The sequence below is a fragment of the Shewanella psychrotolerans genome, assembly GCF_019457595.1.
Lineage (GTDB): Bacteria > Pseudomonadota > Gammaproteobacteria > Enterobacterales > Shewanellaceae > Shewanella > Shewanella psychrotolerans.
Map to the genome: position 1 here is coordinate 1,190,799 of NZ_CP080419.1, position 19,032 is coordinate 1,209,830.

Sequence of the window (19,032 nt, forward strand, 5' to 3'; positions counted from 1 at the left end):
TTTAGTCCCTGTACTTATTGCTTTTATGACAATCATGTTTACTGGTTGTAGTTTTAAAGCCGATACTCCCGCACCCGTCGTTAGCATCAACTCTCCGGTTAAAAAAGCTTATAAAAGAGGAGGTCTTACCTCTGACCACTATAAAGTGAAAAAGGGTGATACTTTATATTCGATCTCTTGGGCTGCAAATAAGGATTTCGTTGATATTGCTAGGCGCAATGGGCTAAAAAAGCCTTATACCATCTATCCTGGGCAAGTATTGAAGCTCAATTCAACACGCTCTGTTACAAACAAATTATCAGTAAAAAATACGCCAAAAGTTGTAGCTTCAACTGGAAATTCATTTAAAAAACAATCTGTTGATGACGTTTCTGTACCAAAGAAACAAAAAGTTGCGCCGTCAAAAAAACAACTTGATCATGGTCAAAATTCTGCGTACTCTGTTACAAGTGATCAACAAATTGTTAACGGGGTTATCCACAAGCCGAAATCGAATTTACCTCCTAAAGTGTATCGATGGTTTTGGCCTGTTAAAGGTAAGTTGATTGGAAAATTTTCTGCCAATGAGCAGGGAAATAAAGGAATTAAGATAGCAGGTTCTCGAGGAGACCGTATTCAGGCAGCAGCAGATGGACGTGTGGTTTATGCCGGTAATGCGCTTCGAGGATATGGCAATCTAGTGATCATTAAGCATAGCGATGACTATTTAAGTGCTTATGCTCATGCAGATAAAATCTTAGTTAAGGAAAAGCAATTCGTTACAGCAGGACAAACTGTTGCGAGTATGGGGCAAACGGGTACCAATAGAGTGATGCTGCATTTTGAAATTCGGTATCATGGTAAGTCTGTAGACCCACTTAAATATTTACCTAAAATATAATTTTTTTAGGAGCCATTTGGCAATTGGAGGATAGAAAAGTGCAGTAAGTTATTACGTAAAATTTGGGAGATATTATTATGGGTCGAACAAAATCTACCGCTGTTGCGGAGCCCTTGGTGGACTTATCAAAAAATGAGTCTGACGTTTCATTAATGGATAGCAAAGAGATTGCAAAAGAGGCTGAATTAGAACAACAAGTCCAAGAAGATTTGCAAAAGAATTTGGATGCCACTCAGCTATATCTGGGTGAGATTGGATTTTCCCCCCTATTGAGCGCGGAGGAAGAGGTTTATTTTTCACGAAAGTCCCTCAAGGGCTGTGCTAAATCTCGTAACCGTATGATTGAGAGTAATCTCAGGCTCGTCGTTAAAATAGCTCGTCGTTATAACAATCGTGGATTAGCGCTGTTAGATCTTATCGAAGAAGGTAATTTGGGTCTAATTCGTGCGGTAGAGAAGTTTGATCCTGAGCGCGGTTTCCGTTTTTCTACTTACGCTACATGGTGGATTAGACAAACGATTGAGCGGGCAATAATGAACCAAACTCGCACGATTCGCTTACCTATTCATGTCGTTAAAGAGTTAAATGTCTATTTGCGTACCGCACGTGAATTGGCTCATAAACTCGATCATGAGCCTACAGCAGAAGAGATAGCTGAGCAGTTAGATCTACCGAGTAGCGATGTCAGTCGTATGCTGAAGTTAAATGAGCGTATTACTTCTGTTGATACACCTCTAGGTGGTGATAACGATAAAGCTTTACTGGATGTATTAGCTGATGATGACTGCGTTGGACCTGACTATAAGGTTCAAGATGAGGATATGTCTAAATCGGTTGTACGTTGGTTAGATGAATTAAATAGTAAACAAAGAGAAGTATTAGCTCGTCGTTTTGGTTTGTTAGGCTATGAGCCTTCGACATTAGAAAATGTTGGTAAAGAGATTGGTCTTACCCGTGAACGAGTACGCCAAATCCAAGTGGAAGCGTTGAAACGTCTTCGTGATCTGTTGGGATCACAAGGTTTATCGGTAGAAGCCATTTTCCGAGTGTAAATAGTAAGAAAGTTAGGGGTATAGGCTTAGCATTGAATGAAGTCGAGTGAGCGTTATGGAGTAATGCCACCGTTATTGTAGCCGACCCCGATTAAATTTTTTAAAAGCGCACTAATTAGTGCGCTTTTTCCTTTTTAGCGGATTTTTTTTAGTTCATAGAGCAGATCTAAAGCTTGCTTAGCCGTTAACAAATCTGGATCGATCTGATCTAATCGCTCTAATGCGGCAGATTCTTCTGGCACTGAAAAACTCAGGATCTGTTGCCCTGAAGCGTCTGCGATTCCATCTCTGTCGCGACTTTCTAAATGATGCAATTTCTGTTTTGCTGCATTGACAACTTTTTGGGGGACACCTGCTAATGCAGCCACCTGCAATCCATAGCTCTTACTTGCCGCTCCCTCTTGTACAGCGTGCATAAATGCGATGGTGTCGCCATGTTCTATTGCATCTAAATGGACGTTGGCGACGTTAGCCATAGATTCAGCTAGCTGAGTTAATTCAAAGTAATGGGTTGCAAATAGTGTCATCGATTTGAGGTTACTAGCCAAATGTTCCGCTGCCGCCCAAGCTAGCGATAGTCCATCATAAGTTGAGGTGCCGCGACCAATTTCATCCATTAGGACTAAGCTGTCGGGCGTTGCATTATGCAAAATATTCGCAGTCTCGGTCATCTCTACCATGAAGGTTGAGCGTCCCGATGCGAGATCGTCGGCGGCACCAATACGGGTAAAGATGCGATCAACGGGTCCCAGCATTGCTCGTTGAGCGGGCACAAAGCATCCTATATGTGCCATAAGCGTAATGAGTGCCACTTGGCGCATATAGGTTGATTTACCGCCCATATTGGGTCCGGTCACAATGAGCATTCGTCGCTCAGGATTTAACTGCACTGGATTGGCGATAAAAGGTGTTTGACTAACTTGTTCAACCACCGGATGACGGCCCGCTTCAATCTGTATCCCATTTTGAGCTCTTAGTTCTGGGCGATTATAATTAAGCAGTTCGGCTCGCTCAGCAAAATTATTAATGACATCAAGTTCGGCTGCGGCACGTGCAAATTGTTGCAGCTCAAAAAGTTTAGGCATTAACAGATCAAACAGCTCGTCCCAAAGCTGCTTTTCTAGTGCAAGAGCTTTTCCCTGACTTGAGAGCACTTTTTCTTCATGCTCTTTTAACTCGGCGATGATGTACCTTTCGGTATTTTTAAGTGTTTGTCTACGTTGGTAGCTAATAGGTACCAAGTGAGATTCTCTGCGGCTGACTTCGATGTAATAACCATGAACCCGGTTATAACCGACTTTGAGTGTGGATGCGCCAGTGGCTTGCTTTTCTCTTGCTTCTAAGTCTTCGAGATAATCTGTCGCGCCTCGACTCAGCTCCCGCCATTCGTCTAACTCTGAATTATAGCCTTCCTTCAATACACCGCCATCACGGATCAGCATGGGGGGATTATCGACGATGGCACGGCTTAATAGATCATGTTCGTTTGGAAAGTCGCCTAGGCTTTTGGCTAAGGTGGCCAGATGGGCACTTTGGTAATGGGTCAATAAATGCTGAATTGAAGGCAGTAAAGATAGGGCTTGGCGCAGCCTTGCAAAATCTCGTGGACGAGCGCTGCGAAGTGCCAAACGAGCGATGATCCTCTCTACGTCCCCAAGCGCTTTTAATTGATCGTTTAGTTGGTCGAATTCACCAGATTCAAGTAGTTCTTCAACTGCATCATGACGCGCTCTAATTGTGTTGTGGTTACGCAATGGTTCATGGATCCAGCGCTGTAACATACGGCTTCCCATGGGGGTTGCTGTATTATCAAGCACAGCAGCAAGAGTATTATCGGTACCGCCCTGCAAATTTTTGGTTAATTCAAGGTTTTTACGTGTTGCAGCATCTAAAATGATGCTGTCGCACTGATTAAATCTGACGATGGCGTTGATATGCGGTAATGCTGTACGCTGGGTATCTTTCACATATTGCATCAAGCAACCAGCGGCCTGAATCGATAATCTTACATCGCCTAAACCAAATCCATAAAGATCTTTAGTGCCAAATTGTTCAAGCAGCAGTTTGTAGCTGGTATCGTAGTCAAATTCCCATTCAGGACGGCGACGTTTGCCGCGAAAAGCGCTAATTAGTGCCATCTCACTAAAATCTTCACTGTGAAGTAGTTCTGCGGGATTAGTACGCTGAAGCTCTGCCTCTAATGTCTCCGTTGTGGCAAGCTCTGTTACCACAAATCGGCCTGAAGAAATGTCTAAGGTGGCGTAGCCAAAACCGACTTTTCCATGATAAACCGCTGCTAAAAGGTTATCTTGACGTTCTTGAAGTAGGGCTTCGTCAGTTAGTGTACCTGGCGTAACAATTCGTACTATTTTACGTTCAACAGGCCCTTTTGATGTGGCGGGATCGCCAATTTGTTCACAAATGGCTACCGATGTTCTTAGCTGCACTAACTTGGCAAGATAGCCCTCTACTGCGTGATAAGGGATCCCAGCCATAGGGATAGGATCGCCACCACTTTTTCCACGAGCAGTTAAAGAGATCCCCAATAGCTCTGACGCTAATTTCGCGTCATCATAAAATAACTCGTAAAAGTCACCCATACGATAGAACAGCAACATATCGGGTGCTTCAGCTTTTAGCGTCAAATATTGACGCATCATTGGGGTATGCTTCTCGAGACTTTGAATATCAACTGCGTTCATGAAATGCCCAAGGTATCCTGCAAAAAAATTCTCAGTGTAGTAACGCTAAGATTACGATAAAAATGTTGTCGCTAATATTAACAATAAATTTAAGCTGGGTAATGATTTATGGTTATTAATTGTGTGATTTAGCAACGATCAATCGAAAACAACAAGTAAGTGCTTGTTTTGAATTTGATAAAAAATAATCATCAACAGTACTTGATACTGTATGATTGTACAGTATACTAGTTTGCATATTGAGACATAAGGCGTTGCGTGATTTTTAAACGACTCGCTTTATCCTAACGGATTTACCACAGCGCAGCGTCTGTGATTGAGAGGACATTACAATGAAAATAGATGCAAATAAAGAGAAAGCCCTTAACGCGGTTCTAGGTCAAATTGAGAAACAATTTGGTAAGGGATCCATCATGAAGTTAGGTGAAAACCGCTCTATGGATGTTGAGACTATCTCTACAGGCTCTCTATCATTAGATGTTGCACTTGGCGCTGGTGGTTTACCACTAGGGCGTATCGTTGAAATTTATGGCCCTGAGTCATCGGGTAAAACCACACTAACTCTAGAAGTCATTGCGGCAGCCCAGCGTGATGGCAAAGTCTGTGCCTTTATCGATGCAGAGCACGCACTAGATCCAATATATGCTCAAAAGTTAGGCGTAGATATTGATAACCTTTTATGTTCTCAACCTGATACTGGTGAACAAGCGCTTGAAATTTGTGATGCATTAACACGCAGCGGTGCGGTCGATGTGATTATTGTCGACTCTGTTGCAGCGTTAACACCTAAGGCAGAGATTGAAGGTGAAATTGGTGACTCTCACATGGGCCTAGCAGCGCGTATGATGAGTCAAGCAATGCGTAAATTAGCTGGTAACCTCAAGCAATCAAATACGTTACTTATCTTTATTAACCAAATTCGTATGAAGATTGGTGTGATGTTTGGTAACCCTGAAACAACCACTGGTGGTAATGCGTTAAAATTTTATGCATCTGTTCGCTTAGATATTCGCCGTACTGGTGCGATTAAAGACAGAGAAGAAGTTATCGGTAATGAAACTCGCGTAAAAGTGGTTAAAAATAAGATTGCAGCGCCATTTAAACAAGCGGAATTCCAAATACTATATGGACAGGGGATTAACCGTACTGGTGAGCTTGTCGATTTAGGTGTTGCGCATAAGTTGATTGAAAAAGCGGGTGCTTGGTATAGCTATAAAGGTGACAAAATTGGTCAAGGTCGCGCTAATGCTGGTAAGTTTTTAACTGATAACCCTGAAATTGCTGCAGAAATTGACACAGCATTACGTACTATGTTGTTGAGCGGCCCTAAAGTTGCCGTTGAATCAGCCGTCAGTGATGAAAATATCGACCTAGAAACAGGCGAAGTGTTTTAACTTTTAACTTGTTATGACAACTTCTGCTATGCATATCGCGGTTGGGCTACTTGCCCGCCGCGACTATTCCCGCCATCAAATAAAAACCAAGCTGATACAAAAGGGCTTTGAGCTAACTGAAATCGACCCAGTGTTAGATCGCTGTGTTGATAATGGATATCTTGATGATCAGCGTTTTGCTGCACTTTTATTGCGATCTCATATCAGTAAAGGGCACGGACATAATCGGATCCGCCAGTCGATGGCGCAGAAGGGGTTATCCAAAGAGACCATTGAAACTGCGCTCAATAATAGTGACTGTGATTGGTTTGAGTTAGCAAGGACAAAGGCCGATAAAAAGTTTGCTAGTAGTGGCGCTATCGTGGATCAAAAAGAGAGGGCCCGCAGAACTCGTTATTTACTTGCTCAGGGCTTTACTTATGAACAAGTGACGTATGCATTAGAGGTAGAAGTCGACTAGAAGTCATTGGCTTATGGGCTCTTGTTTTACTCAACTATTTAATTGCTGTTTATTTTTCCCCGTTATTTTTTAGGTTTCTTTTACTATCCTCGGTTAAACCTCTGGTTGTTCAACAACAGACTGCTTATAATGTTGGGCTAACTAGAGTATTGGTGAACGATTAAATGTCACTGAGAATATAATCTAATTCAGGATAATTTCATGTATCAAACCACTGCAGCGCTGAGAAGTGCTTTCTTGGAGTTCTTCCGCAGAAACAGTCATCAGGTAGTGGACAGCAGTTCACTGGTACCTGGTAATGATCCAACCTTGTTGTTCACCAACGCTGGTATGAACCAATTTAAAGACGTATTTCTTGGTGAAGACAAGCGTGATTACACCAGAGCGACAACCTCGCAACGTTGTGTTCGCGCCGGTGGCAAACATAACGATTTGGATAACGTTGGTTATACCGCACGTCATCATACCTTCTTCGAAATGCTCGGTAACTTCAGCTTCGGCGATTACTTTAAGCAAGACGCTATACGTTTTGCTTGGACCTTTTTAACTGAAGAGTTAAAGCTGCCCAAAGAGCGTTTGTGCGTCACTATCTATGAAACCGACGATGAAGCTTTCGAGATCTGGAATAAAGAGATTGGCGTCGCAGCTGAAAACATCATCCGCATCGGTGATAACAAAGGCGCTCCGTATGCATCAGATAACTTCTGGCAGATGGGGGATACAGGCCCTTGTGGTCCTTGTTCTGAAATCTTCTATGATCATGGCGAGCATATTTGGGGCGGACGCCCTGGTACGCCTGAAGAGGATGGCGATAGATTTATTGAAATTTGGAATATCGTATTTATGCAGTATAACCGTCAAGCTGACGGAACGATGGAACCATTACCTAAGCCATCAGTCGATACTGGAATGGGTATTGAGCGCATTGCTGCTATTTTGCAAGGCGTTCATTCAAACTACGAGATTGATATCTTTCAAGCATTAATCAAAAAAGCCGCTGAAATTCTAGGTGTTACTGATTTAGAAAATAAATCATTACGGGTTATTGCTGACCATATTCGTTCTTGTGCGTTTTTGATCGCTGATGGTGTCATGCCATCGAACGAAGGCAGAGGTTACGTGTTACGCCGCATTATTCGCCGCGCCGTTCGTCATGGTAACAAGCTCGGTGCGACAGAGTCATTTTTCTATAAATTGGTGCCTGACTTAATTGATGTGATGGGGGATGCGGCTAAGGGCTTAGCAGAAACTCAAAGCATCGTTGAGAAGTCTCTTAAAGCGGAAGAAGAGCAATTTGCTCGCACGCTTGAGCGCGGTCTTGGTATTTTAGATAATGCCCTAAGCGAGCTCAAGGGTGATGTTCTTGATGGTGAAACGGCTTTCAAACTATACGATACTTACGGTTTCCCTGTTGATTTAACTGCCGATGTTTGTCGCGAACGTGACATTACCGTTGACGAAGCTGGTTTTGAGGCGGCAATGGCCGAGCAGCGCAGCCGTGCCCAAGCAGCGGGTCAGTTTGATGCCGACTACAATAGTAGCCTTAAGATTGACGAGCAAACAGACTTCTGCGGCTACGGTAACTTAAATGGTGATGCCAAAGTGGTTGCGATTTACATAGGTGGCGAAGCGGTAACAGAGCTGACTAGCGATCAAGAAGCTGTGATCGTTCTAGATAGCACACCATTTTATGGCGAGTCTGGTGGTCAGTGTGGCGATAAAGGGATACTCAGCGCTGACGGCGTAGAGTTTGTTGTGAGCGATACGCAAAAGTATGGTCAGGCTGTTGGTCATATCGGTGAACTCAAGTCTGGTTCTATTCGTGTAGGCCAACAATTATCGGCAGCGGTTGATAAGAAACTGAGACATCGCACGCAGCTTAATCACTCTGTGACTCACCTTCTGCATGCAGCGCTGCGTCAAGTGCTCGGTACTCACGTGAGCCAGAAGGGATCGCTTGTCGATCCAGAAAGATTACGTTTCGACTTTTCTCACTTTGAGGCGGTTAAGCCAGCTGAGCTAAAGACTGTTGAAGACTTAGTTAACACTCAGATTCGTCGTAACCATGAGCTTAAGGCTAAGGAGATGGATATTGAGCAAGCTAAAGCCCAAGGTGCTATGGCACTATTTGGTGAAAAGTATGACTCTAAGGTACGTGTTGTGACCATGGGCGACTTCTCTATCGAATTGTGTGGTGGTACTCACGTCGGCCGCACGGGTGATATTGGCTTATTCAAAATCACCTCTGAAGGGGGCATTGCCGCTGGTATTCGTCGTATCGAAGCGGTAACGGGTTCTGCTGCTATCGATTATGTTAATGAGCAGCAAGCGCAGCTTGAACAAGCCGCGGGTCTACTTAAGGGCGATAGTGCTTCAGTTGTGGCTAAACTCAAGGCTCAACTTGAAAAGAGTAAACAATTAGAAAAAGAGCTATCGCAACTTAAAGATAAGCTAGCCGCTGCTACCAGTGCTGACTTAGCGGGTGAGGCCCAAGAGGTTGCTGGTACTAAGGTGCTTGTTAAGAAACTTGAAGGAGTCGATGCCGGTGCGCTGAGAGGCTTACAAGATGAACTTAAGCAGAAGCTACAGTCAGGTATTGTTGTGCTTGGTATTGCTGCTGATGAAAAAGTGAATCTGATCGTCGGGGTTACTAAAGATTTAACCCACAACGTTAAAGCTGGTGAGCTCGTTGCCATGATAGCGGCTCAAGTTGGCGGTAAAGGTGGTGGACGCCCCGATATGGCACAAGCGGGCGGTAGTGAGCCGGAGCACCTTGATAGTGCGCTAGCTTCAGTGCTACCTTGGTTATCTGAGCGCCTGTGAAGGTCAAGATAAGCTAGATAGCTTTAAAGGCGCTCATTAAGAGCGCTTTTTTTTTCGTGATCAAAATCGAGTTGCAGATAGTTTGTTCTCTTCCTTAGGTTATTAATGCCCTATAAAATTAATGCTTGATTAATTGTCCCGGGTAATAATCGTCACTTAGGTAAGTTTTATTGGGCAAAAACAGCGAGATTCAGCACATTTAGGTAATTTAAGGTGTTATTGAAAGGTGTTTTTTATCAGAACACTATTAATTTGTACTAAGCTGACCGTATAATAAGGCTATAACGGAATAATGTCGTATAAGCAGAATTAGGAACTAAAGGAGCAAAACATGCTGATATTAACTCGTCGTGTTGGTGAAACACTGATGATTGGTGATGAAGTTACTGTCACCGTTTTAGGCGTTAAGGGCAATCAAGTTCGTATTGGTGTAAATGCACCGAAAGAAGTTTCAGTTCATCGTGAAGAGATCTATCAACGTATTCAATCTGAAAAATCGGGTGGTTCTTCTGAAAGTGGTAATTTCTAAGCGACTTATTTCGTTTAGAACACATCTATAAGAGTCAGCATATTGCTGACTTTTTTGTTTTTTATTGCTAGGTTTTTAATCGTTATGGCGATATAGCGCACACTAGCTTGCCTTTGGTCGTCATAACTGCTTAAAAACAGCTCAAACGGTGTTTGTTTCATAGAAATGGTTTGACTTATTTTCGTCAAACAGTAATATGTGCGCCAAGAAAACGGAGAGGTGGCCGAGTGGCCGAAGGCGCTCCCCTGCTAAGGGAGTATGGGCTTTAAATCCCATCGAGGGTTCGAATCCCTCCTTCTCCGCCATTTCTTGACTGTAAAATAAAGTGCGCGTGTAGCTCAGCTGGATAGAGTACCTGGCTACGAACCAGGCGGTCGGAGGTTCGAATCCTCCCACGCGTACCATTTTATTTTTCAGGAAAATAGATTATGGATAGTAAGATGCGCGTGTAGCTCAGCTGGATAGAGTACCTGGCTACGAACCAGGCGGTCGGAGGTTCGAATCCTCCCACGCGTACCATCTATAGTGTATTAGGGAATTAGTATTATTTTTGCGCGTGTAGCTCAGCTGGATAGAGTACCTGGCTACGAACCAGGCGGTCGGAGGTTCGAATCCTCCCACGCGCACCATATTAAAAATAAATTTGACGGTCAATTCCGTCTTTTTTATGTGTTACGTAAAGTTTTGCGCGTGTAGCTCAGCTGGATAGAGTACCTGGCTACGAACCAGGCGGTCGGAGGTTCGAATCCTCCCACGCGCACCATTTTATGCGGAGAGGTGGCCGAGTGGCCGAAGGCGCTCCCCTGCTAAGGGAGTATGGGCTTTAAATCCCATCGAGGGTTCGAATCCCTCCTTCTCCGCCATTATTAAAACCCGTAGCTTAGGTTACGGGTTTTTTTATACCTACGATTTTTTACATCTATAATACGAATTTTTCAGTCGCTTCAGGCCTTTTTCTTCATCGCTAATGACAGACAATATAATACCGATCAGTATCTGAAAGTGATCGGCTCCATATGATGCTTAATACCAATCGGTATAAGAAAGTGAACTAATACCATTCCATCTTAATACTTAGTCATTATTGCCCACTCTCTACGACATAAAGACATCACTCTTTTCGTATCGCTAATGAAGTTGTTCCAAGCATCAGAGCAGGCTGCAACGATATCATCGTATCCTTGAAAGCTGCGATTAGCTAAATGATGCAGCCGTAACCAACTCCATACTTGCTCTATCGGATTTAGTTCAGGGGAGTATGGCGGTAATTTGATGATGCTAAGGTTGTTAAACTCATCTGCGAGATCTGCTGTATGCCAACCTGCACCATCCATGACAACAACGGCATGCCTACCTGGTTTTGTCCTTTGTGCTATCAGTGTAGGTAAGGAACGATCATCGCTTCAGTATCGCCTGTTTGCGGACAAACAGCGCCAAAGAAATGCGCATATTCGAACTGTTGCTGGCGTATAGCGCGAGGACGAGTGCCTTTTCTTGCCCATAAACGTGTGGTCGTGTTTTGCTGCCCGAAGCGGGCCTCATCTTGAAACCAGATATCAACTCGCTCAAGCGCCACACTACCAGGGATGTTAAGGATCGTTTCCAGTTGGAACTTTTTTAAAAGCCTCTTGGACTTCTATTGATTGCTTAGGATGTTTTGAACGACTCGTTATCCAACTAAAACCTAATTGTTCCAGTAATTTGTAAATCGCGTTTGGATGGTAATCAACATTAAAGTGATATTTGACATATTTTAGGATCGCATCACCTGTCAGTCTTCCACCTGAATCACTCGAGCATTGTTCCTCTATGTAGGCACTGAGTTGCTGCTTTTGACTTGAGGTTAAGTAGCTATCACGTCCCTTATTTTTCTTAGCATCCAACCCTTTGATACCGTTGGCAAGATACTTAGCTACCCAAGCGTTGACGCTAGCGCGGGCAACTTTGAGCCTCAAGGCGACATCAGTACGATTATTTCCCTCGAGGAAGAGAGCGACGGCAAGTAATCGCATACGTTTACGAGGTTCTTTTTCTGCTCTAGATAAAGCTAAAAGCTCTTCGGCACTATAAGTTTTCAATTTGGAATACGGGTTGAGGTTGGTGCGCATATTAGATCACACATCATTACTAATTGGTATAATACGAATTTTTCAGTCGCTTCAGCCCTTTTTCTTCATCGCTAATGACAAACAATATAATACCGATCAGTATCTGAAAGTTATCGGCTCCATATGATGCTTAATACCAATCGGTATAAGAAAGTGAACTAATTAGCGCTATTCCTTAGCGCTAAATCGTTGCTGAACGATCACATCGCTATCCTGGTTGGTCTAGGCAAGTGGATTTTTCCTCTGATATTAGTTTTATTTAAATTGCATAGTTTGTCATCTAACACAGTCTTTTCTCTGTTTGAAACATAATTTTTACCATGGCAGCCTCCTTTTTTTACATTTTATTTTTTGTGGTCACTAAATTGAACGATCTTTAGTTTATCGGGGGATTTTATGTGGATTTGTTTGATTGAGCAGATTGTTTTTATCTGTTTTGGTAAGACCAATTTACAAAGTGCTCGCATTTTTGTTATAGATTAGTTATGGTTTTCCCTGTTTTGGGGAAAGCTTCATCTTTTAGCAAAAGCATCTCTATTATTAGAGGTGATTTTTTTTGCTCTAAAAGTGAATAAATAGTGTGGCTAAGATCCTTTGGGGAATAGTCTTAACATACTGATTTAGGCAAAGAGGACGATATGGATTCAATAGCTCAACAGATAATAGAAGCGCTGGCGATTATGGTGTTAGGTATGGGGCTTGTTTTTCTGTTCCTTTCTATACTCATTTTGGCCGTTAATTTGGTCGCGTGGAAGTTTGCCCCAGCACCTTCGCTAAGTAGCGAGGCTGAGGATAAACCTCATCTGCAGCAGAATATCGAACCGAAATTGGTTGCCGCTATTACAGCCGCTATTCATCAATATCGTGCAAAAGCATAATAATAGAAGGGAGTTTTTATGAGCAAGCCACTTGCGTTAACCGATGTCGTATTACGCGATGCACACCAGTCTATTCTGGCTACTCGTCTTCGTCTTGAAGACATGCTTCCTATTGCGCCAAAGCTCGATAAAATTGGCTTTTGGTCACTCGAGTCATGGGGTGGAGCAACGTTCGATGCATGTATTCGTTATCTTGGGGAAGATCCTTGGGAGCGGATCAGAGAATTAAAAAAGGCGATGCCTAACACGCCGCAGCAGATGTTGCTGCGAGGGCAAAACCTACTGGGTTATCGCCATTACGCCGATGATCTTGTTTATCGATTCGTTGAGCGCGCTCACAGTAACGGCGTAGATGTTTTCCGTATTTTCGACGCTATGAATGATGTACGTAACCTAGAAACAGCGGTTAAGGCCGTTGTCGATGTTGGCGGTCATGCCCAAGGTACCATTTCATATACGACAAGCCCGGTTCATACTTTAGATACTTGGGTCGATATGGCTAAACGCCTAGAAGATATGGGATGTCACTCTCTATGTATTAAGGATATGGCGGGTCTACTAAAGCCATTTGATGCATTTGATCTTATCAGTCAGCTTAAAGCACAAACTAACCTTATTGTGTCCATGCAGTGCCATGCGACAACAGGATTAAGTACCGCGACATATCAAAAGGCGATTGAAGCCGGTATTGATGTACTCGACACCGCGATCTCATCAATGAGTCAAACTTATGGCCATAGCGCAACAGAAACCCTTGTTGCAATGGTTGAGGATACCGATAGAGCTACAGGCTACGATATGGTCTTGCTTGAAGAGATCGCAGCTTATTTCCGTGATGTGAGAAAGAAATATGCAGCTTTCGAAGGTGAACTCAAAGGCATTGATTCGCGTATTTTACGAGCCCAAGTGCCTGGCGGCATGTTAACTAACATGGAAAATCAGTTGCGTGAGCAAGGTGCTGCGGACAAATTGGATTTGGTATTAGAGGAGATCCCAAAAGTGAGGCAAGACTTAGGTTTTCTCCCTTTGGTCACACCCACTTCACAGATCGTTGGTACTCAGGCGGTGATTAATGTGCTTACAGGTGAGCGCTATAAATCATTGACTAAAGAGACTGAGGGCGTATTAAAAGGCGAATACGGTGCGACGCCAGCCCCCGTTAACAGTGAATTGCAAGCGCGCGTTTTAGATGGTGCAGATGCCATTACGTGTCGCCCGGCCGATCTTTTAGACTCAGAGTTAGATAAACTTCGCGGTGAACTGAGTGCTAAGGCTGCTGATGAAAAGATTGAGCTAGCAGCAGAGTTAGATGACGATGTACTCACTTACGCATTGTTCCCTCAAATAGGTTTGAAGTTTTTAAAAAATCGCGATAATCCAGATGCTTTTGAACCTAAACCTCAAGCGCCAAGTACAGAGCCCATTGTTATCTCAAATGCGAAACAGGGACCAGAGACATACACGGTCAATGTGCAAGGTCAGTCGTTTGTTGTGGAAGTCTCACCCGGTGGTGATATTAGCCAAATCGTAGCCAGTGATAATGTTGTGCCTTTTGCAGCGCCTGAACCTGTGGTGAGTGCATCGACTGGGACGATTAAAGCCCAGATGAATGCACCGCTATCAGGCAATATCTTTAAGGTTAATGTTGCAGCAGGTGATGCCGTTAAAGCTGGGGATGTGGTTATTATTCTCGAAGCGATGAAGATGGAAACCGAGATCCGCGCAGAATCAGATGGTGTGATCAGTCAGGTTTGGGTTAAAGAAGGTGACTCTGTTGCCGTTGGCAATCAATTGCTGGCTATCGCATAGGAGTTAACATGGACGGATTTTTGGCTTTTTGGGCCGAATCGGGCATCGCTAACTTTACTGGCGGACAGATGCTGATGATGGCGGTAGGTGGTTTGCTACTGTATTTAGCTATCGCTCGTGGGTTTGAGCCACTTTTGTTGTTACCTATAGGTTTTGGTGCGGTATTGGCCAATATTCCGAATGGTGGATTTACCGAAGAGGGGGGCTTACTCTATTTTGCTTACCATGTAGGTATTGAAACTGGGGTATTTCCTTTATTGATCTTTATGGGAGTCGGGGCGCTTACTGATTTTGGGGCGTTAATCGCTAACCCAAAGATGTTACTGCTTGGCGCCGCCGCGCAGTTTGGTATCTTTGCAACGCTTATCGGCGCTATCGCGTTAAATGCAGTACCTGGATTTGAGTTCTCAATGCAGGATGCTGCCGCCATTGCGATTATTGGTGGTGCAGATGGGCCAACGGCTATCTTTCTTGCGTCAAAGTTAGCGCCAGATCTATTAGGTGCTATCGCAGTGGCAGCGTATTCCTATATGGCATTGGTGCCGATTATTCAGCCGCCAATTATGAAACTGCTTACCACTGAGTCTGAGCGTCAGATTAAAATGGAGCAGTTACGAGAAGTCAGCAAGAAAGAGAAGATCTTCTTTCCATTGATGGTCTTAGGGTTAACCATTCTGTTTCTACCTGCGGCAACGCCATTAGTGGGTATGTTTTGTCTGGGTAATTTGATGCGTGAATCAGGTGTTGTGGATAGATTATCTAACACAGCCCAGAACGAGTTGATTAATATCGTTACGATATTCTTGGGGTTAGCGGTTGGATCTAAGCTATCTGCAGATAAGTTTTTACAATTGGAGACCTTAGGCATTTTAGTGCTTGGCGCTGTCGCCTTTGGTATTGGCACGGCCACAGGGGTGTTAATGGCTAAGTTAATGAGCAGATTATCTGGCGGTAAGATTAATCCACTCATTGGTGCTGCAGGCGTTTCAGCTGTACCTATGGCTGCGCGAGTGGTTAATAAGGTTGGCTTGCAAGCTAACCAGCAAAACTTCCTGTTGATGCATGCGATGGGACCTAATGTTGCTGGGGTATTAGGTTCAGCCGTTGCCGCGGGGGTGTTGCTGGCAGTGTTAGGCCATTAGTCTCTTGTAATTAATTGAGTACTAAATTAAAAACGGCGTTCATCTTTGATGTGCGCCATTTTTTTTACGTAAAGCGATCGGTATTGGGTGGGCTGTTTACCAAAAAGTAATCAAGCTAATGCTGATGAAGTTGATATAGATCAACAAGCCTCTATCGAAATTGGTGTCTTATAAGTGTGACCTATATCGCAATCACGATAAATTATTGCGTTAGCGCATACTAAGCAGAGGGCTTTACAATGGAATTACTACCGAATTGTTATACCGATCTTTGTGTGAATGGTAAATGGTTTCATTACGACCATGGAGAAAGCTCTGTGTTTATGCTTAATGGCAGTGAGCCTTTAACATTTGAATTGGAGCGTCAACCAGCAACAGAAGAGGAGTTAGAGCAGCGTCTTACTCAGATAGCGCAGCTGCTTTGATAGGTGATTGAACTTTACTCTATCGATTATAAATCGTTGGCAAGGGCGACGATCTGTTTTATCCATCGTCGCCAATCAGTTTATTTACCGCAACATTTTTTGTATTTCTTGTCACTACCGCATGGGCATGGTTCGTTTCGCTGGGGTTGTTTTACAACCGTAGCGGTTTTAGGTCGATTTAAAATGCCTTCGAGTTGCACAATATCTTCCTGAGCTTTTTCATTGATAACAATATCGGCAAACAATTGATGCTCAGTGACTATAGCCTCAACTTGATGCTTTCTGGTTTCATTGGGTACAACCAGTTGTAATGGAAAAGCTTCGCTGCCTAGTTTCGTTGTGCGCTTAGTGTTGTAGCCATAACTCTCATGTTTTGGCTTAGGTGTCTTACGACCTTTAAAAAAGAACTTGTCTGACATCGAAAATCCACGGTATTGCCAATGATGGCGATGAAAAAGGGCGCTATCTTAGCAGAATTAATCACCAGAGCTAGCGATATATCATATTAGTTACTCTGGTTTTGTGAGATTAAAGACTCTTGATTTACGAGATTAGTTACGAAGGTTTTGTCCGGCAGTGAGCCACGTTAAAAAACCTAAGGACAAAATCAAGGTTGCGCTGATAGCGATAATATAAATATAGCCTTTTTTCCCCTGTTTTAATGGTACACCAGTTAAGTGCAAAAATAGCGTCCAGAATAGGCACAACACAATAGGTAGTAAAAACAGTCGAGCCATATCTTACCTCTAAAAAAACAGTACGATTGAGCAAGTATAATGTAATTTATCTTAATTTGAACAATATATTAGCAATAAAAAAAGCCGCATAAGCGGCTTATTTATTTTGCGCTGACGAGCCAGCAAGGATTAAGATTCGTTAGCTGTTTTGCTGACTAAATCATCATTTGCATAGAACTGAGTTTCATCTAATTGACCCTCTGACTTGCCTACAACTACAGCAGTCATCATATCACCAGTTACGTTTGTGGCTGTGCGCATCATATCGATAACGCGGTCAATTGCAGCGATAAATGCGATGCCTTCTAGCGGCAAGCCGACGACACCTAAGGTGACCGATAACATCACCATCGCACTGCCTGGGACGCCAGCTGTTCCTACTGAAGCCACTGTCGCGGTTACTGCGATCAGCATATAATCAGTCATATCAAGTGGAATGGCGTAAATCTGTGCAATGAAGATGGCTGCGATGGCAGGATAGATGCCGCCACAACCGTCCATGTTCATGGTTGCCCCAAGCGGTAGAACAAAAGCGCCGTATTTTTTAGATACCCCCATGGTTTCGGTAGCGCGAGTGCTTGCTGGTAACGTGCCGAAGCTCGAAGCCGTGGTGAAGGCCACGAGCTGAGCAGGCATGGCTTTACGGAAAAATTGGATCGGACTGAGTTTAGCGCCAAATTTGATTAAACCACCGTAGACAAAAATGATATGAATCAATGCTGCTATATAAATGGCACCAATAAACTTACCCAGAGGTAGTAACATCGACAAGCCATACTCGCCAACAACCCAAGCCATCAATCCAAACACACCGATAGGAGTCAGTTGCAGTACCATGCGGGTTAGTTGGAACATCACCTCGGCACCCGCTTCAATTGTGTGTTTGAGTGGCTCGGCTTTTTGACCAATTTGGTTTATGGCTACGCCAACTAATGCTGCGAAGACAATGATCTGTAACACTTTACCTTCGGCTAGTGAGGCGAAAGGATTTACAGGGATCATATCAAGTAATACTTGCGCAAACCCAGGAACGTTACGTTCACGTACCTCTGTTGTGGCTAATTCTAGGCTGCCCCCCATATCGATAAGGCTACCTACGGTTAAACCAATTAGTGAGGCGATTGTCCCAGTTAGCATGAACATGGCTAAGGTTTTAAAGCTCAGTCTTTTAAGGCTTGTACCACTGCCTAACGATGTAATGCTCACGACGATAGCGCAGAAGACAAGTGGAGCGACCAGCATTTTAATCGCTGCGATGAACAGATCTCCTAGTGGCTTTAATGCTGTTGCTTGCTCACCTAAGACAACGCCTAGGCCTACCCCTAAAATAAAGCCGGCGAGTACCTTTTGCCAAAAAGGGATCTGTTTAATTGTTTGCCACATTGGTTACATTCCAAATTAATATTGTTTTAATTGATTGCTCAACTGAACCGAGAAAATAGTCGTTCTTACTTAGAGCCACTTAAGGTTTTCAACCTACACTTTTTTATGCTGCCATTCTATAGAGGGTTAAGCTTGCTTACCAAACCGATTTTGTTATAACTTATTGTGATTAAAGCGGTTGTTCTAATAACTTTAAATGTTAACTTTAAAATAACAAGGCCTGGGCTGTCAATTTGAACATAAAAAATTACGTTTTTTCATTAGGTAAGCCAATATGACCGCGTTATGGTTGATGTTTAGTGCCGCCTTTGTTGCTGCTACCTTGTTACCGGGTGGATCAGAAGTTTTACTTGTTGCTTTGTTAAATGAGGCTAAAGAGAACTGGTTTGCGTTAGTGGTCGCTGCGACCATTGGTAATACTCTTGGCTCCGTGACCAGTTATTACTTGGGGTCACTAGGACGGTTCGCAACCACTCCTGAGGCCATGGCCAAAGGGCGATATAGGCATAGTATTAGTTTAATTCAGCGTTATGGTTACTGGAGTTTATTGCTGGCGTGGGCGCCTTTGATTGGCGATTTATTGTGTTTACTTGCCGGTTGGATGAAACTTTCTGTGGTCAAATCGACTCTGATGATATTTATGGGAAAAGGAGTACGCTATTTGCTGGTCGCAGCGATAGCGTTACATTGGTTGTAGCAATTTATTGCTA

Annotated in this window: 15 protein-coding genes, 6 tRNA genes and 1 pseudogene; 17 read left to right on the top strand and 5 right to left on the bottom strand. The window is 43.5% G+C overall.

From position 1 onward, the window contains the following. Window positions 1-25: 25 nt before the first annotated feature. Window positions 26-880, top strand: a complete 855-nt coding sequence (locus K0I62_RS05285; RefSeq protein ID WP_220071286.1) for a peptidoglycan DD-metalloendopeptidase family protein — start codon at window positions 26-28, stop codon at window positions 878-880. A 77-nt stretch (window positions 881-957) separates the two neighbouring features. Further along, a complete protein-coding gene (rpoS, locus tag K0I62_RS05290; protein ID WP_220070458.1) occupies window positions 958-1,932 on the top strand; it encodes an RNA polymerase sigma factor RpoS in 975 nt (324 codons plus the stop codon). A 134-nt stretch (window positions 1,933-2,066) separates the two neighbouring features. Here the strand turns inward: rpoS and mutS are convergent, their stop codons facing one another. Next, a complete protein-coding gene (mutS, locus tag K0I62_RS05295) occupies window positions 2,067-4,634 on the bottom strand; it encodes a DNA mismatch repair protein MutS (RefSeq protein WP_220070459.1) in 2,568 nt (855 codons plus the stop codon). Window positions 4,635-4,966: 332 nt separating this feature from the next. On the opposite strand from mutS, the gene recA reads away from it, so the two are divergent. The 10 genes from recA to K0I62_RS05345 all read left to right on the top strand — a co-directional run bounded on the left by recA (window position 4,967) and on the right by K0I62_RS05345 (window position 10,703). Continuing rightward, window positions 4,967-6,028 (top strand): recombinase RecA, encoded by a 1,062-nt coding sequence (gene recA, locus K0I62_RS05300; RefSeq protein ID WP_220061533.1) that lies wholly within the window; start codon window positions 4,967-4,969, stop codon window positions 6,026-6,028. A gap of 13 nt (window positions 6,029-6,041) precedes the next feature. Then, on the top strand, window positions 6,042-6,488 hold the full coding sequence (locus K0I62_RS05305) for a regulatory protein RecX (RefSeq protein ID WP_434086826.1): 447 nt from the start codon (window positions 6,042-6,044) through the stop codon (window positions 6,486-6,488). A gap of 201 nt (window positions 6,489-6,689) precedes the next feature. Further along, complete coding sequence (gene alaS / locus K0I62_RS05310) at window positions 6,690-9,311, top strand: alanine--tRNA ligase (RefSeq protein WP_220070460.1); 2,622 nt, start codon at window positions 6,690-6,692, stop codon at window positions 9,309-9,311. A 331-nt stretch (window positions 9,312-9,642) separates the two neighbouring features. After that, window positions 9,643-9,840, top strand: coding sequence for a carbon storage regulator CsrA (gene csrA, locus K0I62_RS05315; protein ID WP_220070461.1), 198 nt, complete (start codon window positions 9,643-9,645; stop codon window positions 9,838-9,840). A gap of 213 nt (window positions 9,841-10,053) precedes the next feature. Beyond that, window positions 10,054-10,145: transfer RNA gene (locus tag K0I62_RS05320), tRNA-Ser, on the top strand. 22 nt (window positions 10,146-10,167) lie between these two features. Next, window positions 10,168-10,244, top strand: a tRNA-Arg gene (locus K0I62_RS05325). A 38-nt stretch (window positions 10,245-10,282) separates the two neighbouring features. Continuing rightward, window positions 10,283-10,359 (top strand) — tRNA-Arg (locus K0I62_RS05330). A 33-nt stretch (window positions 10,360-10,392) separates the two neighbouring features. Beyond that, window positions 10,393-10,469, top strand: a tRNA-Arg gene (locus K0I62_RS05335). Window positions 10,470-10,526: 57 nt separating this feature from the next. Beyond that, window positions 10,527-10,603 (top strand) — tRNA-Arg (locus tag K0I62_RS05340). Between the two features lie 8 nt (window positions 10,604-10,611). Next, a tRNA-Ser gene (locus K0I62_RS05345) sits at window positions 10,612-10,703 on the top strand. 204 nt (window positions 10,704-10,907) lie between these two features. Here the strand turns inward: K0I62_RS05345 and K0I62_RS05350 are convergent. Continuing rightward, window positions 10,908-11,948: pseudogene (locus K0I62_RS05350) on the bottom strand (IS630 family transposase). A gap of 638 nt (window positions 11,949-12,586) precedes the next feature. On the opposite strand from K0I62_RS05350, the gene K0I62_RS05355 reads away from it, so the two are divergent. From K0I62_RS05355 to K0I62_RS05370, 4 genes are all read left to right on the top strand, one after another. Next, window positions 12,587-12,826, top strand: coding sequence for an OadG family protein (locus tag K0I62_RS05355; RefSeq protein WP_220070462.1), 240 nt, complete (start codon window positions 12,587-12,589; stop codon window positions 12,824-12,826). Window positions 12,827-12,844: 18 nt separating this feature from the next. Beyond that, window positions 12,845-14,635: a sodium-extruding oxaloacetate decarboxylase subunit alpha gene (oadA, locus tag K0I62_RS05360; protein ID WP_220070463.1), complete on the top strand. Its 1,791-nt coding sequence runs from the start codon at window positions 12,845-12,847 to the stop codon at window positions 14,633-14,635. Window positions 14,636-14,643: 8 nt separating this feature from the next. Continuing rightward, the gene (locus K0I62_RS05365) at window positions 14,644-15,777 is read left to right on the top strand and encodes a sodium ion-translocating decarboxylase subunit beta (RefSeq protein ID WP_220070464.1); all 1,134 of its coding nucleotides are present in this window, start codon (window positions 14,644-14,646) and stop codon (window positions 15,775-15,777) included. A 239-nt stretch (window positions 15,778-16,016) separates the two neighbouring features. Continuing rightward, window positions 16,017-16,202, top strand: a complete 186-nt coding sequence (locus K0I62_RS05370; RefSeq protein ID WP_220070465.1) for a hypothetical protein — start codon at window positions 16,017-16,019, stop codon at window positions 16,200-16,202. A gap of 80 nt (window positions 16,203-16,282) precedes the next feature. Here K0I62_RS05370 and K0I62_RS05375 read toward each other — a convergent pair whose 3' ends face one another. From K0I62_RS05375 to K0I62_RS05385, 3 genes are all read right to left on the bottom strand, one after another. Further along, the gene (locus tag K0I62_RS05375) at window positions 16,283-16,621 is read right to left on the bottom strand and encodes a PBPRA1643 family SWIM/SEC-C metal-binding motif protein (protein WP_220070466.1); all 339 of its coding nucleotides are present in this window, start codon (window positions 16,619-16,621) and stop codon (window positions 16,283-16,285) included. Window positions 16,622-16,753: 132 nt separating this feature from the next. Next, window positions 16,754-16,939: a hypothetical protein gene (locus K0I62_RS05380; RefSeq protein WP_220070467.1), complete on the bottom strand. Its 186-nt coding sequence runs from the start codon at window positions 16,937-16,939 to the stop codon at window positions 16,754-16,756. Window positions 16,940-17,068: 129 nt separating this feature from the next. Further along, window positions 17,069-18,322: a dicarboxylate/amino acid:cation symporter gene (locus tag K0I62_RS05385; protein ID WP_220070468.1), complete on the bottom strand. Its 1,254-nt coding sequence runs from the start codon at window positions 18,320-18,322 to the stop codon at window positions 17,069-17,071. Window positions 18,323-18,596: 274 nt separating this feature from the next. Here K0I62_RS05385 and K0I62_RS05390 point away from each other — a divergent pair, with 274 nt between their 5' ends. Beyond that, window positions 18,597-19,019: a YqaA family protein gene (locus tag K0I62_RS05390; protein WP_220070469.1), complete on the top strand. Its 423-nt coding sequence runs from the start codon at window positions 18,597-18,599 to the stop codon at window positions 19,017-19,019. Window positions 19,020-19,032: the final 13 nt, after the last annotated feature.